Genomic DNA, 19669 nt, shown 5'->3' with positions numbered 1-19669 from the left:
TCCCACAATGATCTTCAGTGGACACAAAATCTGCGTCCACACCAAAACCCTGTGGGAGCGGGCTTGCCCGCGATTACGGCCGAGAGATCACCGCATAGCTCAGAGACTCACCCCTGCCACTTCCCACCCTCGACAATCACGCTCTCAGGCTTGGTGTCATCGCTCAATTCTTTACGCACATACTGGTCATACAGCTTGAGCAAAAACTTCTCCTCACCCAACTTCGCCAACTCCACATTCACCCAATTGCGCAGTTCGATATTGCCCTTCTTCACCGCCGGTGCGATCGGTGCTTCGGCACCCAGTTTTTCCTCCAGCACACGGTAGCCGGGGTTCTGCTTGGCCCAGCTGAACAGCACCAGGTTGTCCTGCGCATAAGCGTCGCCGCGACCATTGGCCAGGGCTTGCAAAGACTCGGAGTTTTTCTCGAACTTCAGCAGTTTCCAGTCCGGATGATTCTTGGTCAGCCAGATATCCGCCGTGGTGCCCGTGGTCACGATGGTGGTGCGGGTCGCCAGGTCATCAAGGTTCTTCACCGAACTCGCCTGCGGCACCAGTGCCTGCACCGCAACCTTGAGGTTCGGGTTGGTGAAGTCCACTGCGTCCTTACGCTCCGGGGTGACGGTCATGTTGGCCAGGATCAGGTCGACCTTGTCGCTTTGCAGGAACGGAATCCGGCTCGCCGGCTCCACCGCAACGAACTCGACCTTGTTCTCATCGCCCAACAGATCCTTGGCGAATTGACGACCGATGTCGGTATCGAACCCCACGTAGCGCCCGGCCTCATCGACAAAACCGAACGGCGGTTTATCGGTGAAGACACCGACGATCAGCTTGTCCCGGGCTTTGATTTTTTCCAGATAACCAGCCGGTGCGGTGCTGACGCTGGCGGCTTTCGGCTTCGTCGGTTCTTCGGTTTTGTTGCAGCCGGCGAGCAGCGCCAGGCCGAACAGGGGGAGTAGCAGCAGAGAAGACTTGGCAGTTTTCATAACAGTTCCAGTTCCTTTGTTTGAGTCGTTTTGGGTAGTGCGGCGACGTAGGAGAACTTCTCCAGGAACTGCTGCGCTCGTGCGGTTTGCGGGTTCGTAAAGAAAATCTCGGGGGGGTGTTGCTCAAGGATGCGCCCGGCGTCCATGAACACGATGCGGTCGGCCACCGCGCGGGCGAAGGCCATTTCGTGGGTGACGATCAGCAGGGTCATGCCCTCGCGGGCCAGGCCCTGAATCACTTCGAGCACTTCCTTGACCATTTCCGGATCGAGGGCGGCGGTGACTTCGTCGAAGAGCATGACCTTGGGGTTCATGCACAGCGAACGGACGATAGCGATGCGTTGCTGCTGGCCGCCGGAGAGCTGGCGCGGGAAGGCGTCGCGCTTGTCCAAAAGACCCACACGCTCCAGCAAAGCCTCGGCCTGCGCTCGGGCTTCACGGCGCTCGCGTTTCTGCACTTTGAGCGGGCCGAGCAACAGATTGTCGAGCACGCTCATGTGCGGGAACAGGTGGTAGCTCTGGAATACCATGCCGATCTGCTGACGCACTTCGCGCCAATCGGTGCCCTTGTCCAGCAACTCGCGTCCGGCAAAATTCAAGCTGCCGCTGTGAGCGACCTCCAGGCCGTTGAGGCAGCGCAGCAAGGTGCTTTTGCCACAGCCGCTGGGGCCGAGGATGACGATCACCTCGCCCGGTTTCACTTGTAGGTCGATGCCGTTGAGCACCTGCTGCTCGCCGAAAAACTTGTTGAAACCCTTGAACTCGATCAATGCACTCATGCTTGCGTCCAGCGCCGCTCCAGCACGCGCGAGGCGGCCGACAACGGGTAGCAGATGAAAAAGAAAAACAGAAACAGCGCGCCGTAGATCAGCACTGATTCGTAGGTGCGTTCGATGATCTGTTGGCCGACCTTGATCACGTCCACCACGCCGATCAGCACCGCCAGCGAGCTGGTCTTGATGATGCGCGTGTAGACGTTGATGGTTGGCGGCGTCATGCGTTTCAGCGCCTGAGGCAGCAGCACGTAACCGTAGAGTTGCGGGGCATCCAGACCGATCGACAGCCCCGCCTCACGTTGGCCGCGTGGCAACGAATGCAACGCGCCGCGCACCACCTCACCGACTTCGCTGGCGCCCCATAGCGACAACACCAGCACCGCGCACCAGAAGCTCGGAATGCTCAGCCCAAAAAAGATCGGCAAGCCGAAGAACAGCAAATACAGCCAGACCAACACCGGGATTGCCCGGAACAGCTCCAGATAGACCCGCAGAATCGCGTTCAGCCATTTCGAATTCAGCGTGCGCAACACGCCATAGAGCACGCCGCCCACGGTGCTGATGACGATGCTCAGAAAAGAGATCGACAGGGTTTGCGCAGCGCCTTTGCCCAGTTGCGGCAACGACACCCAGAGCAACTCAAGACCCGAACTGGCCATGCTGGAGCCTCCTTTCCAGACGGCTGAGCAGCAACGACAACGGCAAAAACAGCAGCACGCAAATCAGCGTCAGCACGGCGAGCATTTCGTAGGTTTTGTAGTAGAGCGCGATGTAGCTTTTGGTGGTGTAGAGAATCTCCGGCACCGCCACCGCCGAGACCACGGTGGTTTCCTTGAGCAGGAAAATGAAATTGGCAAACAGCGACGGCAGGCTGAGGATGCCGGCCTGCGGCAGGATCACGTAGCGCAGCAATTGCCCGTGGGACAGGCCAATGGAGCGGCCGGACTCAAGTTGCGCCTGGGGCACCGCATCCACTCCGGCACGCAGGACTTCGGTGAGGTAGGCGCCGCCAAGGAAAGTCATGGTGATGATTGCCGCCGCGAAGCCCGAGACTTTGATGCCCAGCGCCGGCAAGGCGAAGTAGACGAAGAACAATTGGATCAGCAGTGGCGTGTTGCGCGCCAGTTCCACGTACAGCCCGACCAGGCGTTGAAGGTAGGGTGTGCGAAACACCAGAATCGTCGCGTTGATCAACGCCACCAGCAACGAAGTGCCGATGGCGATAAAGCCGACCTGCAGCGTCACACCCACGGCTTTGAGAAACGCCGGCAGGGTGCTGAGGATAAACGCGTAATCGAAAGTCATTGAACATCCTGTACGCCGCTCGGTAAGCGACGATGGCGCAGTCCATGGGCAGTGGATAACCACCCGGCAGGCACCGACTTTAAAGGTATAAAAAGCAGAATTTAAATACCGATAAAGCATATTGATATCACGCAAAAGACTATCCTGCGGATTTGCCGAGACTGGGGAAGACGACTATTTTTCTTTCAGCCGTAGGACGGATCTTTTTTTCAAAAAGCCCCTCCAAGGACGTACAGCTTTTGGCCAGACTCCCCCGGCCGAACCATCACAAGGAAGAGAAAATGGCTGACGTAAAAGTGCCGCAGCGGCTGGACCCGCAAGACATCGTGAAATTGCTGGTGGCGTTGCGCAAGGCGCTGAAGGCCAGAGTGGCCTGAACGATCCTGAGGCGAGCAGGCTCCCTGTGGCAGGAGCTTGTTGTGGCGAGGGGGCTTGCCCCCGTTGGGCGGCGAAGCGGCCCTGAAACCTGCACTCCAATTCCCTCTGACACACCTCATCGACTGATCGGCGACTGCTGCGCAGTCGAACGGGGGCAAGCCCCCTCGCCATAAAAGCCCGCTCACCAAAGGTGGAGCAATAAAAAACGCCGACGCTGTATCAGCCGTCGGCGTTTGAAACCTTGAAGGGGTTTGAGACTGCGGTCGATCAGAACGCCGGCAGTACCGCGCCGCTGTACTTCTTGGCGATGAATGCTTTCACTTCAGGACTCGTCAATGCCTTGGCCAGTTTCTGGATGGCAACGCTGTCCTTGTTGTCCGGACGAGCTACCAGGAAGTTCACGTAAGGCGAATCGGCACCTTCGATCACCAGCGCGTCTTTAGCCGGGTTCAGGCCCGCATCCAGCGCGTAGTTGGTGTTGATCATGTCCAGGTCGACCTGGTCCAGAACACGCGGCAGCATGGCCGATTCCAGCTCCCTGAACTTGAAGTTGTGCGGGTTCTTGGCGATGTCTTTCGGTGTGGCCACGGCGTTTTTCGGGTCTTTCAACTCGATCAGGCCAGCCTTCTGCAGCAGGATCAGAGCACGGCCGCTGTTGCTGCCTTCGTTCGGGATGGCGATGGTTGCGCCGTCTTTCAGCTCAGCCAGGCTTTTGACTTTCTTCGAGTAGCCGCCGAAGGGTTCGACATGCACGCCGATCACGGTCACCAGGTTAGTGCCTTTGCCTTCGTTGAAGTTTTTCAGGTACGGCAGGGTCTGGAAGTAGTTGGCGTCCAGACGCTTCTGGTCGACCTGCACGTTCGGCTGAACGTAGTCGGTGAAGACTTTGATCTCCAGGTCCACGCCTTCTTTGGCGAGGGTTGGCTTGATCAATTCAAGAATCTCGGCATGTGGAATCGGCGTCGCCGCAACCACCAGTTTCTCGCCAGCCTGGGCCAGGCCCGCGGTCAGGGCAGCCGCCAATGCGGTGAACAACAGAACCTTTTTCATGCAGTGTCCTTATCGAAAAATCACGGTCGTCATCGACGACGGCTAAACAGTCAGGTGGTTTTTGTTAAGTGCCAGTGAAGTGCTATCGCTGGCGTGACGCGGACAATACCGGGATTTTTTATTCCCGAACAATATCTTTTATTCACTTTCATATTCCATTTTGTTCATACAGATCTAACTCGCGCAAAACCCTGCAGGAGCGAGGCTTGCCCGCGAAAGCGTCCTCCCGGGCAGACCGAGTCGCCTGCTTCGCGAGCAAGCTTCGCTCCTACAGAAGGCCAGTGGCTTTGAGCAGTTGTTTCAAGGCCTCTTTCTCGGCGGCGGAACCGTTGCCGAGAATTTGTTTGAGTTGCTGCTCGATCGTCACCAGCGACACAGCCGCCTCGGGCAGATTCAAATGCTCCGGCAAAATCTCATCGCCCGTACTCACCAACAACGCAAAGTGGATGACGTTCTCCAACTCCCGTGTGTTGCCCGGCCAACTGTGCCGCTCCAGCAGATGCTGCGCAGCTTCGCTGATCAATGGCACCGGCAGATCAAGGCGCTGGCTGTAGATGCCGAGGAAGTATTCGGCCAGCGACAAAATATCGCCCACCCTTTCACGCAAGGCCGGCAGTTCGAGCTGGCCTTCGCTGAGGTAGTGATAGAGCCGCTCATGGAATTTCCCGGCAGCCACGGCCTGAGCCAGATCGATGCTGGTGGCGGCCACCAGACGTACGTCCACCGGGCTTGGCTGCTGAGCGCCGACACGAGTGACTTCGTGGTTTTCCAGGGCTGCGAGCAACTTGATCTGGATTGGCAACGGCAAGTCGCCGATCTCGTCCAGATAGAGCGTGCCGCCATTGGCCGAACCAAACCAGCCAGCGCGACTGCTGGCCGAACCGCTGTAGCTGCCGGCGGCGTAGCCGAACAGTTCAGCGTCGGCATAGGTCGGGCTGATCGCCCCGCAATTGACTGATACAAACAACCCGCCGCGGTCACTGGCACGATGGATGTGCCGGGCCAGCAGTTCTTTACCGCTGCCGGTTTCACCGCGGATCAATACCGAAATCGAACGTGGCGCCAGTTGTTCCAGCTCCTGGCGCAACTGCCGGGAACGCGGATCGACGAACACCAACGCCTTGGCGCGAATGCTCAGCGGGCTTTTTTCCGCGTCGGGAAAGGTCAGCAGCGGCTGACCGAATGTTTCATGCAAGCTCATGGCAGACTCCCGCCCAAAACCGCCGGCAGACGGGGGCGTTTTTAAAAAAATAAAGGGTTCAAGCGCGACGCAGGGCGTGTTGTTCCATGCGGTTTTGCAGACGATAGAGGTACGCAAAACCCTGCTCCCAACGCTGGTGACCGGACTTCACGTTGATGTGCCCCGCCCCCGATAAAATCCCCGCCTCGGCGCCCCAGTTACGTGCCAGTTCCAGAGCACGCGGTGCACTCACGGCACTGTCGTTGTCAGAACTCACGACCTGACTCGGGAAGGGCAGCAAATGGCTCGGGATCGGTGCGAAGTTGCGCAGGGCCGGTGCGCAGGCCGGGCGTTCGACGTCCGCTGGCGCGACCAGCAGGGCGCCGCGCACCTGACGCAGAAAATTCAGTGGGGCCGTGGCCGCCCAATGGGCAACGGTGATGCAGCCCAAGCTGTGGGCGATCAGAATCACGGGCGTGCTGTCGGCGGCAATCGCCTCGGCCAGTGCCGCGACCCAGTCTTCGCGACGAGGTGTCAGCCAGTCGGCCTGCTCCACCCGCGCGCTGTTTGGCAGGCTGTTCTGCCAATGGGTTTGCCAATGATCTTCTGGCGATCCTTGCCAGCCCGGCACAATCAGGTAGCGAATTGATTCGTTGCGCATGGGGGAGCTCTCCTGCTGCGTGTCTGTTCCTGATCGAGTATAGGGAGGAGAGTTATATTCGTTAAGGAATAAGAAGCTATTTATTAAGACCCATATCGAATATACAACACAATCCAATGTGGGAGCGGGCTTGCTCGCGAAGGCGGTCTGTCAGTAGATATTAATAGTGACTGATACGACGCCTTCGCGAGCAAGCCCGCTCCCACAGGGTTCACTGACTGGCACTTTATCCGGGATAAAAAAAGGGGCCGCACCCTGCCAAGGAGACGGCCCCGGAAACTCGAAATCTGTTAGCGCTGATCAATATCGCTGTGACGTGATAATTGGCTGAAAAGGTTATCCGATAAAGGAATATTTAATTACTTTAATAGGCCTGAATCGAATATGCGAATCACTGCTTGCGTCACACCGTATCGTCCCTTTGGGTCAAATTGATGACCAGCATTTGAGTTTCCGGTTACATCATCAAACCTGAGCGGCACGCACCTCTTGCGTCTCGGTGGTTTCCTTGCGCACAAACCGGTTCGCCCGCCCGAACGTCCCGAAATCATTGAACCGCACCCCCATCTCGCGCATCACCTTGTGCGCCACCGGGACGGTCATCTGCCGGATGTAAAACGGCTCCTTCACCACAAAATGATGGATCCCGTGGCTGCTGCCAAAGTTGAAGCAGAATGCTTGCAACGGCCACATCCACCAAGGGTTCAACACCTGGGTCTGCTGAATAACATTCCCTGGCTCCACGTCACCGTAGTAGTGCATGTTCGAGCTGACAAAGTGCAGGCAGAACGTACGCAACACGTTCGGGCCGATGATCACTACGACCGCGATGTTGATCACCTGCATCACCGCCAAAGTAGTTGCCGACCATTCGATGGGCGCCCCCAGCAGATGCGCGATGCCGTTGGCGGAGTGAAAACCGAGGAACACGTACCACGCCCCCCAATGCACCAGCGCCAGTGGTGCATAAACTTTCAGAGAACGCTTGATGATGCTGAATTTGTGCGCCCGGGTCTTGGCCCGCAGCATGCGGATGAAAGCCGACATCACGTTATCGCCGACCATCAACAGCCGCGCGATTCCCCAGGGCTCACCGTTGGTGATCGCCCGCTCTTCCATGTCGCTTTCGGTGCCAGACACCTTGTGGTGATTGAGGTGCAAATGGCGACGGATCCACGGGTTGATGGTGCTCGGTCGCGCCAGCCATACCAGGCCCATCATCAGGTTGTGCGGAACACGCTGTTTGCGGAAATACATGCTGTGGATCAGGTCATGCTCCAGCTCGTGGGTCAGCGAGGCGAAAAACGCGTTGAGCAACAGGCATACCCACCAAGCCATGTACCCGGTGATGTACAGCGCTGCGGAACCGATCATCCCGGCCAACGCGAAGGCCAGAATGCCCGCGCCCAAGGCGTCCTGATGGTTGAGAGTCGGGTAGCGCCGGCGCAATTCGACGCCTTTGGCCAATACCACCTCACGAATATGCGTTGATCGCTGTGCTGCATTCAGTCGCTGGGGACTTGCAGAAGTACCGTCCATGCTTCCATCCTCTGGTTATTGATGTTCGCATCCTGCCCTGTGATGATTTACAGAGCGGTAGCCGTGAACGCCAACCTGTTGACCGGACGCGCCAATCAACATGACTGAACCGACCTCCCTCGCCAGCTGGACCCGCGCCCTGCGCAAGCAGCTCGATGCGCTGGGGCTCGACAGCACAGCCCTGTGCCAACAGGCGGGGCTCGACCCGCAGTTGATGGACGACCCGAACGCCCGTTACCCGTTGTCCGGCACCACGCGCCTGTGGCACATCGCGGTGCAGGTCAGCGGTGACCCGGCGATTGGCTTGCGGGTGTCGCGTTTCGTCAGCCCCACCACGTTTCATGCGCTGGGTTATGCGTTGGTGGCCAGCGGCAGCCTGCGGGAAGTCTTCGAGCGCATCGTGCGTTATCACCAAGTGGTCAGCAACGCGCTGGATCTGGAGTTGATCCGCGCTGAGGATCGTTACCGCTTCCACCTGAAAATCCCCCAGGGCAACCCCGCGCCAGCCTTCGAAGCCATCGATGCCTTCGCGGCGATTTACGTGCGCACCTGTCGCAATCGCCTGGGCCGTGACTACGCCCCGCTGGCGGTTTACCTGCGCCGCCCGGAACCTGCCGACCCGCATCAATGGCACAAAGTGTTCCGCTCGCCGGTGTATTTCAACGCCGATGAAGACCGACTGGAATTCTCCCTGGTGGATTTCGACAGCCACCTGGACGACGCCAACCCGGAACTGGCCGAACACAACGAAACCGTGCTCAAACGCACCCTGGCGCAACTCAAACCCCTGACCTGGGAGCGCAAGGTTCGCGACACCATTGAAGAGCAATTACCCGAAGGTGAACCGTCGGCCGAATGCATCGCCCAAGCGCTGCACTTGAGTCTGCGCAGCCTGCAACGGCACCTGGCGGACGAGGGTTGTCGGTTCGATACGCTGCTCAACGAAAGTCGGGAAAACCTGGCGCTGCTGCACCTGCGCGACCCGCTGTGCTCGTTGGGCGAAATCAGTTATCTGCTGGGTTTCGCCGACACCAGCAGCTTCAGCCGCGCATTCAAACGCTGGACCGGGATGACGCCGGGGCAGTTTCGGGATGGGTTGCGCTGACAGATCCGAGTGGTGTTTGGAATGTTCCGGCCTCTTCGCGGGCAAGCCTCGCTCCTACGGGATTTATGTCGTTCTGACGGTCACAGATCCCCTGTAGGAGCGAGGCTTGCCCGCGAAAGCGTCAATCAATTCAGCGCATGCCATCAACGTTTACGCCGCAATACCTTGCGCACCCGCTTCACCAGGTCACTGACAGCAAACGGCTTGAGCAGGTAATCATCCTCATGCAACTCCAACCCGCGCAGTCGGTCCTCGATACCGTCCGTGGTGGTGAGGAGCAGCACCGGCGTGTCGCCAAGCTTGCGGATCTGTTGCAGCAACTGCCAGCCGTTGAGCCCCGGCAGCATCACGTCGAGGATGATCAGTTCGTACTCACCGGACTCGATAAAGCGCCGGCCGTCCATGCCATTGAGCGCCACATCCACCGCGTAACTCGCTTCGCTCAGGCCTTTGGCCAGGAGACTGGCGGTCTCGGGTTCGTCTTCCACTAGCAACACACGCATGGCACACCTCGATTGTCGTCGTCACAGGCTAGGCGCGTTCGCGGATAAAGCCCATCAATACCGTGGTGATTTCAAAAGATCGCAGCCTTCGGCAGCTCCTACAGGTGCACGTCAAATCACCGCCAACGCCCGCAACCGCTCGGCGTCCAGAATCTCGATCTCGCCATACTTGAGATTCAGAATCCCTTGCCCCTGCAAATCCTTGAGGAGCTGGTTGGTGGTCTGGCGCGACAGCGACAGCATCGATGCCAGTTGCTCCTGAGGCAGTTGCAGAACACGGCGCGGCGGGTCGATTTCACCGTAACCCTCGGCGATCATCAGCAAGCGATGAGCCAAGCGTGCCGGGGCTGGCATCAGGCTCAGCTGTTCGAGGTTGATGAAGGTCAAGCGCAGTTTGTGACTCATCAGTAACGCCAGTTGCCGCCAGTAAACCGGTTGTTGGTCGAGCAACTTCAGCAGCGTCGCCTGCGCAATGTGCAACAGGATGCACTGGCCAACGGCATAGGCATCGTGGGTTCGCGGCTGACCATCGAACAGGCAGATTTCACCGAACCAGTGCGGTGCCTCCACCAGGCTCAGCAGCGCTTCCTTGCCCTGCTCGCTCACCGCGCCAATGCGCACCGCCCCTTCAAGCACCGCATACAGCCCGCACGGCGGATCACCGCGTTTGAATAGCAGTTGCCCCGGCGACAGCCGCCGCACTCGGGCGGCGGCCAGCAGACTATCCTGAAAGGGAACCGGTAAATGACTGAACCACTGCCCCGTATCCAGGCGCGAACGCCAAACCTGCATGTCCATGAAAACTCCTGGAGATTGTCGCCTGGCTGACAGAGCGAGAGATGAAACCCGGGGCATCATCCATCACCCTACAGGAGGAATAACAATGAAAAGCCTCGTTGACCATCTCAGTCAATACGCCGCCTACCACCGTGACCCGCGCAATATTGCCAGCCACTTCGTGGGTATTCCGCTGATCGTCGTGGCGGTCGCGGTGTTGCTGTCGCGGCCGGAGTGGTCGCTGGCCGGGGCCTGGGTGTCACCGGCAGTGCTTCTGGCACTGGCTTCGGCGTGGTTTTACTTGCGCCTCGAATTGCGCCTCGGGGTACTGATGACGGGATTGCTGGGGTTGTCAGTCTGGCTGGGGCATGTGCTTGCGCAGCAGAGCACGTTCATCTGGCTGGCCAGCGGCATCGGGATGTTTGTGGTGGGGTGGGCGATTCAGTTTGTCGGACATCATTACGAAGGGCGCAAACCGGCGTTTATCGATGATGTGACGGGGTTGATTGTCGGACCGTTGTTTGTGGTGGTTGAAGCAGGCTTCCTGCTGGGGCTTCGGGGTGAGCTGAAACGAGAAATCGAAGAACGCGCCGGGCCTGTGGCCTTGCGCAACCATCACTCCGCCGCCTGAAAAAAAGAGAGCGGTAACGGATCGCTACCGTTACCGCTCCTGGCTTCACACCGTGCCGAACTCGACCCGAACCGTCAGTGCACCGACGTTGTCAGTCAAACCCGCACCGTAGAGGCCTAGCAGGTCATCATTGATACACAACTGCAGCTCGCCTTGCTGGCCGGCCGGAATCTGCGCCAGATCGCCGATCAGGAAGGGGATTCCGAAGTCACCAACACGGCCGATCAAAGCACCTTCGGCGGCCCCTGCCAGGGTGTAGCCGAACTTGGCGATGATGTCCGGATTACCCTTTCCATCCACCCAGCCACCCACCGGGCTGGCGCACCATAAGCCAAGGACACAACGAGCCAGACGTGGAACCAGACCGTTGATCTGTACACCGGTGCCCTGCCAGGGCAGATTGGCCAGAACCTCCACCGTCGCAGCCTTCAGGTCATTGGCCAGCGCATCCCCGGCCTGGAACGACAACGCGGCAATCGTCAGGCTCGGATTCGAGGTGCCGGTGCTGGGGAAGACGCCATCGCCCACCAGGAACAGGTTCTTGTGGTCCCAACTGCGCTGGTATTTGTCGACTACCGATTTGGCTGGATCATCGCCCATGCGATAGGTCCCCATCAGGTGTCCGGCGCCCTGGAAACTGTAAGGCAAATTCTCGTAGGTGAACGTCCCGGGCGAGATAGGCTTCGTCAGCTCCACCGCGCCGAGCAGATCCGTGATGATGTGAGTCGCCAACTGCTTCGCCTGCTTGAAGCCCTCCTTGGTGTATTTGGACAGGTCATAGTGAATTTCCGGCCGGGGAATGCCGAGCCGGTCCTTGTACTCGGTCGACGGCACGATGTAACAAGTGGGGTGATCGGGATCGTCCTCGACCTGTTCCACCAGGAACCCGATCCGGAACTGACGGATGAAGATATCGTTGAGTTTTTGAACCAAGGCTGTCCCGTATAGCCTTTCGGACGGCGGCTTGGGCACTTGGGTCGACGGTAGCGGGTTGGTTTGACCGACGTTCGTCCCATCGATGAAGTCAACCACGGTGGTGTAAGGGTCGGTGGCCGGCCAGTTCCAGCCCTCGTTACCGATTTCGATGCGCCACGCCGCTCGAGAGCTGCGAAAGTCACCGTCACGCAAACTTTCGATGCCCGCCGTGGACAGAGGACCGCGGTACGGAAAAACCGCCTTGCCTTCAGGCATCAGCCCCCATGCCAGGTAGATCGGATGATCGGCCAAGCTGCGTCCCACCTGCCCGCTGCTGTTAGCCACGCCTTTGGGCCAGGCCGGACTCTTGGAGTTCAGCAATAGCTTGGGTGTCTCGATGGCATGGGCGGCAATCACATAACGCTGCCCGACAGCCACGCCGGTTCCAGTGGCCGGGCCGTCGCCAAGCTGGTACTGAATGAATTCCACGCCATTGATATTGCTGTCCGCCCCGACGGTCACTTTGCTGGCCACGGTTCGGTACAAGACCCGGACCTTGCCGGTGGACAGGGCCTTGTTCATGGTGACGGTCGCGTCGTACTTGGCCTGGATCGGGCAGATCGGTGTGCAGTTGGTGTTGCCGGCACATACCCGGCGCCCCGCGTAAGGTTGGGAATTGCGTCCGGCCGGCGTCGGGCTGACCACCAGCGGCAAGCCGTTGAAAGACTGCCCCGTCACGGCCGAGACAAAGCTGCCATCGACCAGCGACAACGGAATGCTGTGCATCGGGAATGAATAACCTTCGGGAAAGGTCATGCCCAGATAGGCCTGGTCGGCGACATTGGCCGACACGCCGATTTCCGCCTCCTGGTCGGCGACATTGGCCGACACGCCGATTTCCGCCTCAGCCCGGCAGTAGGCACTTTGCAGATCGTCGTAGCCGATTGGCCAGTCCACACCGACGCCGTATTTTGACTTCAGGCGAAAATCGTTCGGCACCATGCGCAGGCACGTCCCGACCCAATGCCAGGTGGTACCGCCGCCGACCCGTTCATAGGTACTGGTGAAGGGCATCGGGCCTTTCTGCACCAGGTAGCTGATCTTCGGGTCGTCCCAGCCCAGAATCAGATCGGCAATGGTCGCGCGTGGAGCATTCTGTTCGGCTGGATCACGGGGCGTGTCCAGGCTCGACACCGGAGGGTAAGGCGATTCCGGGGTTTTCAGCGTCGAGGTGTAGAAGCGTTCCATGTATTGCGAGCGGTTGGCCGGAATCTCGGGGCCGGACTCGAGCACCAGCACATCCACCCCGGCCATGCCCAGTTGATAAGCAATGATGCTGCCGGCCAGCCCCGCGCCAACGATCACCACCTCGGCTTGTTCGGTACTCATGACAAGGCTCCTTGCTGTCCGTTGGCGGGTACGCCGGTCAAGTCCTCAAGGCTCGACGGCTCACTGTTCCAATAACCGAAGAACGATTCGCTGTAGCCCATGGGGTGGGCCTGGGCGATTTTCCAGGCCCAGCTGTAGATGTAGGCCTGATCGGACACCACCGTCGAATCACCCTTTTTGAAATTTCCTGCGTCATAAGGCTGGTACCAGACGCCCAGCAGCCACAGCTTCATGATCGTGCGCGCGGCCAACACTGTTTTCGGGATCGTCGGTGACGCGGAGATTTTCAGTACCTGCTGGGCGATCTGGTCTGGGGGCACATGGTCGGCCGCCAGGTTGGCGTACTGGGTCAATAACGCATTGAGCACATCGGGGGTGATGCGCGGGGTGACGTAATCGAGAAAGATCGGCGGCAACCCGACCGGGTCGATCTGCGGCGCCAGTCGCGTAGTGGGAATGCCGGTCAGGGCCGACGACAGGCCTACGAAATTGTCCAGGTTACTGCTCATGGTTGACTCCTTGTCCGCCAGTGGACTGCGCGCGTTCGAGCAAATAAGTGAAATCCGCGAAGCTGGTGCGTGGGGATTCGGTGACGTGGGTTGCCGCATTGCCATGGCAAGCCATGCAGCTGGAAGACGTCTGGGGCACCGTGCCCTGGATGTAAGTTTCCAGCGTCGCATTAGCCAGGAACGAAGGCGCAGGACTGCCCAGCGGGTTGGCGGCCGATATCTGGCAGTTCGGCGGTGCATCTGTCGGCCACTGGGTACTGATCAATTGATAATTCGCCCAGACACTCTGCGGATTAACCGTTCGCAACAGGGTTTGATAGGTAGCGTTAAGGTTTTTAGTGGCCTCGGTCAGTGGCACTTCGCGAATGATCTGCGATGGCGTTGCCTTGATCGCCGGGTTCCATGGCCGTGGCGGAGGCTGGTTGCTAGCACTGTTGCTGCTGGCGTTGTAGAACAGATAGGGGCCCGTCTGATCTGCAGGCGGCGTGGATTCTTCCGGTACGTTTTTTCACATGTTCAAAGGTCGACCAGACCCACTGGGGAGCACTGTTGGTCTTATGAACGATGTGCAACCCCACCAGCCCGACCGGCTCTGACGTGCACGACTCCTCGACAATCGGCCCATGGCTCGGGTCGTTGTTGCCCGGCGTATAGACCAGCGCATCGACCGTGTGGAAATCCTGCGGGCGATCATTGGGGCCCAGCACTTTCCACGACGCCTTCACCATCATCGCACCGACCTGTTTGGTGTCGGCGGAACCGCAGCTGAACGCCACGGTATTGGTCGATTTAGCAGCGAAAAACTTCTGCTGGCCTTCGATGCTATACAGCCCGTTATTAACGATCCCGTTGAACATCGATTGGTTGACCACGATTTCGTTGCGCGTATAGGTGCCGTTCTGATCCACCAGCGGGCCGCTCTCGAAGGGCTGGATAAACTCATCCAGCACATCGGGCACCTTGCCCATTTGCTGCAGCAGGCGGCCAGGCTTGAGTGACTTGCACACTTCGGGGAGGGTGGCCGGCGCATCCCAGGGCGGCGGTGTCTGTCCCCTGGGCCGGAATATCTGGTAGCTCTCTTTCCAGCTTTCCCACACCGTGGCCCCATCCTGCTTGCCGATGGGGGTGCCGGTATTGGGATCGCCGTTGTCCAGCGCCGGCCAGTTCAGGGCGACGAAGGTCTGCCACGACAAGTCATCGAAATTGGCTTGCAGGCTAACCAGTGAAACCGGTTGGGTAACCATGACATCGAAGGGTATCTGCGGCGACAGCGAGGGGGCGGCAATGGCGGACGAGCCCAGCAAAACGCTCAACAAGGCACAGCCAAACGGGCCATGCCGACTGACTTCCATTCTCATGTTCTATCTCCTTGGCATCAGGGCGCCAGGAGATAACACCGGTCCTTACCTAGACTCTTACTGCCTCCTGGCAAGTCAGAGTCTAGGTAGGGTTTGAAGCAAAAAAAAATGCGCGGGTAGAACCGATCGACGCAAGGCCAGGCGGTGTTATTACGGATTGGGCAGGGTGCTCTTTGAGATGCCATCGCGAGCAGGGGATTTGTGAACGACACAAATCACTGTGGGAGCGAGCCTGCTCGCGATGCTTTTGATTTTAAAGGTTGGCGACTTTCTGCCAGACCTTCGGCTTGAAGAACAGCGTCTCACCCTTGGCCAATCCGACCAGGCTGTCGTGATCCTTCACCACTTCTGCTTCTATCAACTCGCTCTGGCCTTCGACCTTCAGCGTCACCCGCGTAGTCGCGCCCAGTGGACGAATGTCCCGCACTTCAGCGGCGTGGTGGTCTTCCAGTTCATGACGCGACAGCGACACTTCGTGAGGACGGAACAGCACGTGCCGGTCTTCGCCCAAATGCAGACGGTTCGAGTCGCCAAGGAAGTGATAGACGAAATCGCTGGCCGGGTTTTCGTAGACGTCACCCGGTGAGCCGATCTGCTCGATCACGCCCTTGTTCATCACCACGATACGATCGGCGACTTCCATCGCCTCTTCCTGGTCGTGGGTCACAAACACCGAGGTCAGGTTGATGTCTTCGTGCAGCCGTGCGAGCCAGCGACGCAGCTCTTTACGAACCTTGGCGTCGAGGGCGCCGAAGGGTTCGTCGAGCAGCAGGACTTTCGGTTCCACCGCCAAGGCACGGGCCAACGCAATGCGTTGACGCTGGCCGCCGGAGAGTTGTTCCGGGTAGCGATCGGCCAACCAATCCAGCTGCACCATGTTCAACAGTTCGTGGACTTTCACCGCGATCTGGCTTTCGTTCGGGCGCTGGTTTTTCGGCTTCATGCGCAGGCCGAACGCGACGTTGTCGAACACCGTCATGTGGCGGAACAAGGCGTAGTGCTGGAACACGAAACCGACATTGCGATCACGCACATCGTGGCCGGAGACGTCTTCACCGTGGAACACGATGTTGCCCTGGTCCGGGGTTTCCAGGCCGGCGATGATTCGTAACAGCGTGGTCTTGCCGCAGCCGGACGGGCCGAGCAGCGCCACGAGTTCGCCGCTTTGAATGTCCAGGCTGATGTTGTCCAGCGCCTTGAACGCGTGGAAGTTCTTGCTGACGTTACGCACTTCGATCGACATGACTTATTCCTCCGCGGCGCTGGCGCGCAGGCGGTTAATACGGTTTTCGCTCCACTGCTTGAGCAGCAGGATGAAGAGCGCCAGGATCAGCAACAGGCTCGCCACGGCGAACGCGGCCACGTGGTTGTATTCGTTGTAGAGGATCTCGACGTGCAGCGGCAAGGTGTTGGTCACCCCGCGAATGTGCCCGGAAACCACCGACACCGCACCGAACTCACCCATGGCCCGGGCCGTACACAGCACCACGCCATAGATCAGGCCCCATTTGATATTGGGAACGGTGACGTGCCAGAACATCTGCCAGCCATTGGCGCCAAGCAGGCGCGCGGCCTCTTCCTCCTGAGTGCCTTGTTCCTGCATCAGCGGGATCAGCTCACGTGCCACGAACGGCACGGTGACGAAAATCGTCGCCAACACGATGCCCGGCAAGGCGAAGACGATCTGGATGTCGTGATCCTGCAACCACGGGCCGAACAGGCCCTGGGCGCCGAACATCAGCACATAGACCAGACCGGCGATCACTGGCGAAACCGAGAACGGCAGGTCGATCAGCGTGACCAGCATACTTTTGCCACGGAACGAGTACTTGCTCACGCACCATGCAGCGCTGACACCGAACACCAGGTTCAGCGGCACCGAAATCAGCACGGCAATCACAGTGAGTTTCAGGGCCGACAACGCGTCAGGTTCGAAGATCGCGGTGAAGAACGCACCGATTCCAAGCTTCAGGCCCTGAGACACCACGATCACCAGCGGCAGCAACAGGAACAGGGCGAATACCAGCCAGCCAAGACCGATCAAGATTCGCCGCGATGAAGCGCTGCCACGGCGGGCAGCGTTCGAGGAAGCAGCAGCAATAGACGATTGGGACATTTCTGCGCCTCCTTATGGGGTTTCGATGCGTCGTTGCAGCAAGTTGATCAGCAGCAACAGGACGAAGGAAACCACCAGCATCAGTACACCAATGGACGTGGCGCCGGTGTAATCGTACTGGTCAAGTTTGACCATGATCAGCAGCGGCAGGATCTCGGTTTTCATCGGCATGTTACCGGCAATGAAAATCACCGAACCGTACTCACCGACCCCGCGGGCAAAGGCCAACGCGAAACCGGTCAGCCACGCTGGCAACAGCGCGGGCACCAGAATATGGCGAAAAACCTGTAGCGGTTTTGCACCGAGGCACGCCGCCGCTTCTTCCACTTCCCGAGGGATATCGGCCAATACTGGCTGTACGGTACGTACTACGAATGGAAGTGTCACAAAAGTGAGGGCAAGGGTGATGCCGAGGGGGGTATACGCGATCTTGAAACCCAGGTTCGCTGCAAACTGACCCACCCAACCATTGGGCGCGTATAGCGCGGTCAGCGCGATACCGGCCACGGCGGTGGGCAATGCGAAGGGTAAGTCGATCATCGCATCGATGACTTTGCGTCCAGGGAAGGTATAGCGCACCAGCACCCAGGCCAGCAGCGTGCCGATGATGCCGTTGATGATCGCGGCATAGAGCGCGGTGCCGAAGCTGAGCTTCAACGCCGCCAGCACCCGTGGCGCCGAGATAATCGCCCAGAACTGGTCCCAGGTGAGTTGAGCGGCATGCACGAACATCGCCGCCAGTGGAATGAGCACAATCAGGCTGAGGTACACCAAGGTGTAGCCCAGCGTCAGCCCGAAGCCGGGTATGACGGGGGAGATACGACGCGACATAAAAGTCCTTGGTTGAGAACGCGCTAAGCCCCGACGGTGAAATCGGGGCCTGTTAGCCAATGCCAGCCACTTAAGCGCTCCCACATGGATTGCGCATTGGCTGATCTTTTCAGGTTACTGCGCCTGATAAATCTGGTCGAACACGCCACCGTCATTGAAGAATTTCGGTTGCGCGGTTTTCCAGCCGCCGAAGTCCTTGTCGATGGTCACCAGCTCCAGTGTCGGGAACTGTTTGGCGTACTTGGCGGCCACCTCTTTGTCACGTGGACGATAGAAGTTTTTCGCCGCGATTTCCTGGCCAGCCGGGCTGTACAGGTGCTTGAGATACGCTTCAGCAATGTCGGTGTTGCCCTTTTTCTCGGCGTTCTTGTCGACCACGGCCACCGGTGGTTCGGCAAGGATCGACAGCGACGGAACAACGATGTCGAACTTGTCGGCGCCACCGTCTTCTTTCAACGCCAGGAAGGCCTCGTTTTCCCAGGCCAGCAACACGTCGCCCTGACCGTTGTTGACGAAGGTGATGGTCGAGCCGCGAGCACCGGTGTCCAGCACAGGCACGTGTTTGAACAGGGTCTGCACGTACTCTTTGGCCTTGGCTTCATTACCACCGTTGGCTTTCAGGCCATAAGCCCAGGCCGCGAGAAAGTTCCAGCGTGCGCCGCCGGAGGTTTTCGGATTCGGGGTGATAACTTCCACGCCATTTTTGGTCAGGTCGCCCCAGTCCTTGATGCCTTTCGGGTTGCCCTTGCGCACCAGGAACACGATGGTCGAAGTGTAAGGTGTGCTCGCGTCCGGAAGACGCTTCTGCCAGTCGACCGGCAGGCTCTTGCCGAGCTTGGCCACTTCATCGATATCACCAGCCAAGGCCAGGGTCACCACGTCGGCCCGCAGACCGTCGATCACCGCCCGGCCCTGCTTGCCCGAACCACCGTGGGACTGCTGGATTTTCACGTTGTCGCCAGCGTGGTCTTTTTTCCAGAAGTTGATGAACTCGGCGTTGTACTCCTGGTACAGCTCACGGGTCGGGTCATACGACACGTTGAGCAGCTCGTAATCCTTGGCAACCGCGGAACCAGCAAAAAGGGCACTGGCCAGGGCGGCCAAAGCAAAATGACGAATCGACGACATGGTGAAAGCTCCTGGAATTCTTGATGTGTTGGCTTTTCTTATGGATTTCTGGAATCGGGTTGCCTGTTCAAAGATCGCAGCCTTCGGCGGCGCCCACAGGCGCGTAGGAGCTGCCGAAGGCTGTGATCTTTCAATTTTTCAATCTTTCGCTTCAGCTCGGCTTGTTGACCGGGTTCTGCAAACGGAATTTCTCTTTGCGTTCGATCTGAACCACCTGGGCGTTATGCACGGTGATTTCCACCGCGCCAAAGCGCAGATCGCGCAAGGCGCTCTGAATCTCACGCAAAATGGTGGCTTCGTCCTGCCCGTCAACACTACGTAGGGATGCGCTCATGGTGCTGCTCCTTTAATGAGATATGCCTGGCAGTGGCGGGCACTGCTTACGGCGTAGGGGCAATAGTAGATAGGCGCGGATATTCTTAAAAAGACTATTTAAGAATGTTTATATAACTAGAAGGCATTATTTGATAGAGCAAGGGGTTGCGGAGGACCAACTACTTTCAAGGGCACACAAAACCCTGTGGCGAGG

19 protein-coding genes and 1 pseudogene are annotated in these 19669 nt (G+C 58.8%); 2 read left to right on the top strand and 18 right to left on the bottom strand.

The window, feature by feature from the left end; all coding sequences use genetic code 11:
• Positions 1-107: 107 nt before the first annotated feature.
• The 8 genes from AB7M22_RS28150 to AB7M22_RS28115 form a co-directional block, all read right to left on the bottom strand.
• Positions 108-989, bottom strand: coding sequence for a transporter substrate-binding domain-containing protein (locus AB7M22_RS28150; RefSeq protein WP_454188447.1), 882 nt, complete (start codon positions 987-989; stop codon positions 108-110).
• Positions 986-1768, bottom strand: coding sequence for an amino acid ABC transporter ATP-binding protein (locus tag AB7M22_RS28145; RefSeq protein WP_454188446.1), 783 nt, complete (start codon positions 1766-1768; stop codon positions 986-988). Before AB7M22_RS28145 ends, AB7M22_RS28150 begins: the two co-directional genes overlap by 4 nt.
• The gene (locus AB7M22_RS28140; RefSeq protein WP_454188445.1) at positions 1765-2424 is read right to left on the bottom strand and encodes an amino acid ABC transporter permease; all 660 of its coding nucleotides are present in this window, start codon (positions 2422-2424) and stop codon (positions 1765-1767) included. The genes AB7M22_RS28145 and AB7M22_RS28140 overlap by 4 nt, the downstream gene beginning before the upstream one ends.
• Complete coding sequence (locus AB7M22_RS28135; protein WP_007941049.1) at positions 2405-3070, bottom strand: amino acid ABC transporter permease; 666 nt, start codon at positions 3068-3070, stop codon at positions 2405-2407. The genes AB7M22_RS28140 and AB7M22_RS28135 overlap by 20 nt, the downstream gene beginning before the upstream one ends.
• A 645-nt stretch (positions 3071-3715) precedes the next feature.
• Positions 3716-4498: a MetQ/NlpA family ABC transporter substrate-binding protein gene (locus tag AB7M22_RS28130; protein WP_454188444.1), complete on the bottom strand. Its 783-nt coding sequence runs from the start codon at positions 4496-4498 to the stop codon at positions 3716-3718.
• A 268-nt stretch (positions 4499-4766) separates the two neighbouring features.
• Positions 4767-5699: a sigma 54-interacting transcriptional regulator gene (locus AB7M22_RS28125; protein WP_454188443.1), complete on the bottom strand. Its 933-nt coding sequence runs from the start codon at positions 5697-5699 to the stop codon at positions 4767-4769.
• Between the two features lie 58 nt (positions 5700-5757).
• Positions 5758-6339 (bottom strand): alpha/beta hydrolase, encoded by a 582-nt coding sequence (locus tag AB7M22_RS28120; protein WP_454188442.1) that lies wholly within the window; start codon positions 6337-6339, stop codon positions 5758-5760.
• A 465-nt stretch (positions 6340-6804) separates the two neighbouring features.
• Positions 6805-7878, bottom strand: coding sequence for a fatty acid desaturase (locus AB7M22_RS28115; protein ID WP_454188441.1), 1074 nt, complete (start codon positions 7876-7878; stop codon positions 6805-6807).
• A gap of 100 nt (positions 7879-7978) precedes the next feature.
• Here AB7M22_RS28115 and AB7M22_RS28110 point away from each other — a divergent pair, with 100 nt between their 5' ends.
• Positions 7979-8983: an AraC family transcriptional regulator gene (locus tag AB7M22_RS28110; RefSeq protein WP_454188440.1), complete on the top strand. Its 1005-nt coding sequence runs from the start codon at positions 7979-7981 to the stop codon at positions 8981-8983.
• A gap of 143 nt (positions 8984-9126) precedes the next feature.
• On the opposite strand, the gene AB7M22_RS28105 is transcribed toward AB7M22_RS28110, so the two are convergent.
• Positions 9127-9486, bottom strand: coding sequence for a response regulator (locus AB7M22_RS28105; RefSeq protein WP_454188439.1), 360 nt, complete (start codon positions 9484-9486; stop codon positions 9127-9129).
• A gap of 111 nt (positions 9487-9597) precedes the next feature.
• Positions 9598-10284: a Crp/Fnr family transcriptional regulator gene (locus AB7M22_RS28100; RefSeq protein ID WP_454188438.1), complete on the bottom strand. Its 687-nt coding sequence runs from the start codon at positions 10282-10284 to the stop codon at positions 9598-9600.
• Between the two features lie 85 nt (positions 10285-10369).
• Here AB7M22_RS28100 and AB7M22_RS28095 point away from each other — a divergent pair, with 85 nt between their 5' ends.
• Entirely contained in the window at positions 10370-10894 is a 525-nt protein-coding gene (locus AB7M22_RS28095) for an Mpo1 family 2-hydroxy fatty acid dioxygenase (protein WP_454188437.1), read from the top strand.
• Between the two features lie 45 nt (positions 10895-10939).
• On the opposite strand, the gene AB7M22_RS28090 is transcribed toward AB7M22_RS28095, so the two are convergent.
• The 8 genes and pseudogenes from AB7M22_RS28090 to oscA all read right to left on the bottom strand — a co-directional run bounded on the left by AB7M22_RS28090 (position 10940) and on the right by oscA (position 19474).
• Entirely contained in the window at positions 10940-13198 is a 2259-nt protein-coding gene (locus tag AB7M22_RS28090) for a GMC oxidoreductase (protein WP_454188436.1), read from the bottom strand.
• Positions 13195-13707 carry a sorbitol dehydrogenase gene (locus tag AB7M22_RS28085; protein ID WP_454188435.1) on the bottom strand — a complete coding sequence of 171 codons (513 nt, stop codon included), beginning with the start codon at positions 13705-13707 and terminating at the stop codon, positions 13195-13197. The genes AB7M22_RS28090 and AB7M22_RS28085 overlap by 4 nt, the downstream gene beginning before the upstream one ends.
• Positions 13697-15065, bottom strand: a pseudogene (locus tag AB7M22_RS28080) (cytochrome C). The gene AB7M22_RS28085 and the pseudogene AB7M22_RS28080 overlap by 11 nt, the downstream one beginning before the upstream one ends.
• Before the next feature lie 253 nt (positions 15066-15318).
• A complete protein-coding gene (locus tag AB7M22_RS28075) occupies positions 15319-16308 on the bottom strand; it encodes a sulfate/molybdate ABC transporter ATP-binding protein (RefSeq protein WP_123357244.1) in 990 nt (329 codons plus the stop codon).
• A 3-nt stretch (positions 16309-16311) separates the two neighbouring features.
• Positions 16312-17181, bottom strand: coding sequence for a sulfate ABC transporter permease subunit CysW (cysW, locus tag AB7M22_RS28070; RefSeq protein ID WP_007899636.1), 870 nt, complete (start codon positions 17179-17181; stop codon positions 16312-16314).
• Positions 17182-17193: 12 nt separating this feature from the next.
• Positions 17194-18012 carry a sulfate ABC transporter permease subunit CysT gene (cysT, locus tag AB7M22_RS28065; protein WP_454188434.1) on the bottom strand — a complete coding sequence of 273 codons (819 nt, stop codon included), beginning with the start codon at positions 18010-18012 and terminating at the stop codon, positions 17194-17196.
• Positions 18013-18126: 114 nt separating this feature from the next.
• The gene (locus AB7M22_RS28060; protein ID WP_008009582.1) at positions 18127-19140 is read right to left on the bottom strand and encodes a sulfate ABC transporter substrate-binding protein; all 1014 of its coding nucleotides are present in this window, start codon (positions 19138-19140) and stop codon (positions 18127-18129) included.
• Positions 19141-19291: 151 nt separating this feature from the next.
• Positions 19292-19474 carry a sulfur starvation response protein OscA gene (oscA, locus tag AB7M22_RS28055; RefSeq protein ID WP_123498265.1) on the bottom strand — a complete coding sequence of 61 codons (183 nt, stop codon included), beginning with the start codon at positions 19472-19474 and terminating at the stop codon, positions 19292-19294.
• Positions 19475-19669 lie beyond the last annotated feature (195 nt).

It is taken from the genome of Pseudomonas sp. ADAK2 TE3594, assembly GCF_053628675.1.
This window is presented reverse-complemented; position numbering and strand designations above follow the sequence as displayed.

Coding starts and splice junctions, on each gene's coding strand:
- AB7M22_RS28150 (WP_454188447.1), bottom strand. CDS start 989: ATGAAAACTGCCAAGTCTTCTCTGCTGCTACTCCCCCTGTTCGGCCTG.
- AB7M22_RS28145 (WP_454188446.1), bottom strand. CDS start 1,768: ATGAGTGCATTGATCGAGTTCAAGGGTTTCAACAAGTTTTTCGGCGAG.
- AB7M22_RS28140 (WP_454188445.1), bottom strand. CDS start 2,424: ATGGCCAGTTCGGGTCTTGAGTTGCTCTGGGTGTCGTTGCCGCAACTG.
- AB7M22_RS28135 (WP_007941049.1), bottom strand. CDS start 3,070: ATGACTTTCGATTACGCGTTTATCCTCAGCACCCTGCCGGCGTTTCTC.
- AB7M22_RS28130 (WP_454188444.1), bottom strand. CDS start 4,498: ATGAAAAAGGTTCTGTTGTTCACCGCATTGGCGGCTGCCCTGACCGCG.
- AB7M22_RS28125 (WP_454188443.1), bottom strand. CDS start 5,699: ATGAGCTTGCATGAAACATTCGGTCAGCCGCTGCTGACCTTTCCCGAC.
- AB7M22_RS28120 (WP_454188442.1), bottom strand. CDS start 6,339: ATGCGCAACGAATCAATTCGCTACCTGATTGTGCCGGGCTGGCAAGGA.
- AB7M22_RS28115 (WP_454188441.1), bottom strand. CDS start 7,878: ATGGACGGTACTTCTGCAAGTCCCCAGCGACTGAATGCAGCACAGCGA.
- AB7M22_RS28110 (WP_454188440.1), top strand. CDS start 7,979: ATGACTGAACCGACCTCCCTCGCCAGCTGGACCCGCGCCCTGCGCAAG.
- AB7M22_RS28105 (WP_454188439.1), bottom strand. CDS start 9,486: ATGCGTGTGTTGCTAGTGGAAGACGAACCCGAGACCGCCAGTCTCCTG.
- AB7M22_RS28100 (WP_454188438.1), bottom strand. CDS start 10,284: ATGGACATGCAGGTTTGGCGTTCGCGCCTGGATACGGGGCAGTGGTTC.
- AB7M22_RS28095 (WP_454188437.1), top strand. CDS start 10,370: ATGAAAAGCCTCGTTGACCATCTCAGTCAATACGCCGCCTACCACCGT.
- AB7M22_RS28090 (WP_454188436.1), bottom strand. CDS start 13,198: ATGAGTACCGAACAAGCCGAGGTGGTGATCGTTGGCGCGGGGCTGGCC.
- AB7M22_RS28085 (WP_454188435.1), bottom strand. CDS start 13,707: ATGAGCAGTAACCTGGACAATTTCGTAGGCCTGTCGTCGGCCCTGACC.
- AB7M22_RS28075 (WP_123357244.1), bottom strand. CDS start 16,308: ATGTCGATCGAAGTGCGTAACGTCAGCAAGAACTTCCACGCGTTCAAG.
- cysW (WP_007899636.1), bottom strand. CDS start 17,181: ATGTCCCAATCGTCTATTGCTGCTGCTTCCTCGAACGCTGCCCGCCGT.
- cysT (WP_454188434.1), bottom strand. CDS start 18,012: ATGTCGCGTCGTATCTCCCCCGTCATACCCGGCTTCGGGCTGACGCTG.
- AB7M22_RS28060 (WP_008009582.1), bottom strand. CDS start 19,140: ATGTCGTCGATTCGTCATTTTGCTTTGGCCGCCCTGGCCAGTGCCCTT.
- oscA (WP_123498265.1), bottom strand. CDS start 19,474: ATGAGCGCATCCCTACGTAGTGTTGACGGGCAGGACGAAGCCACCATT.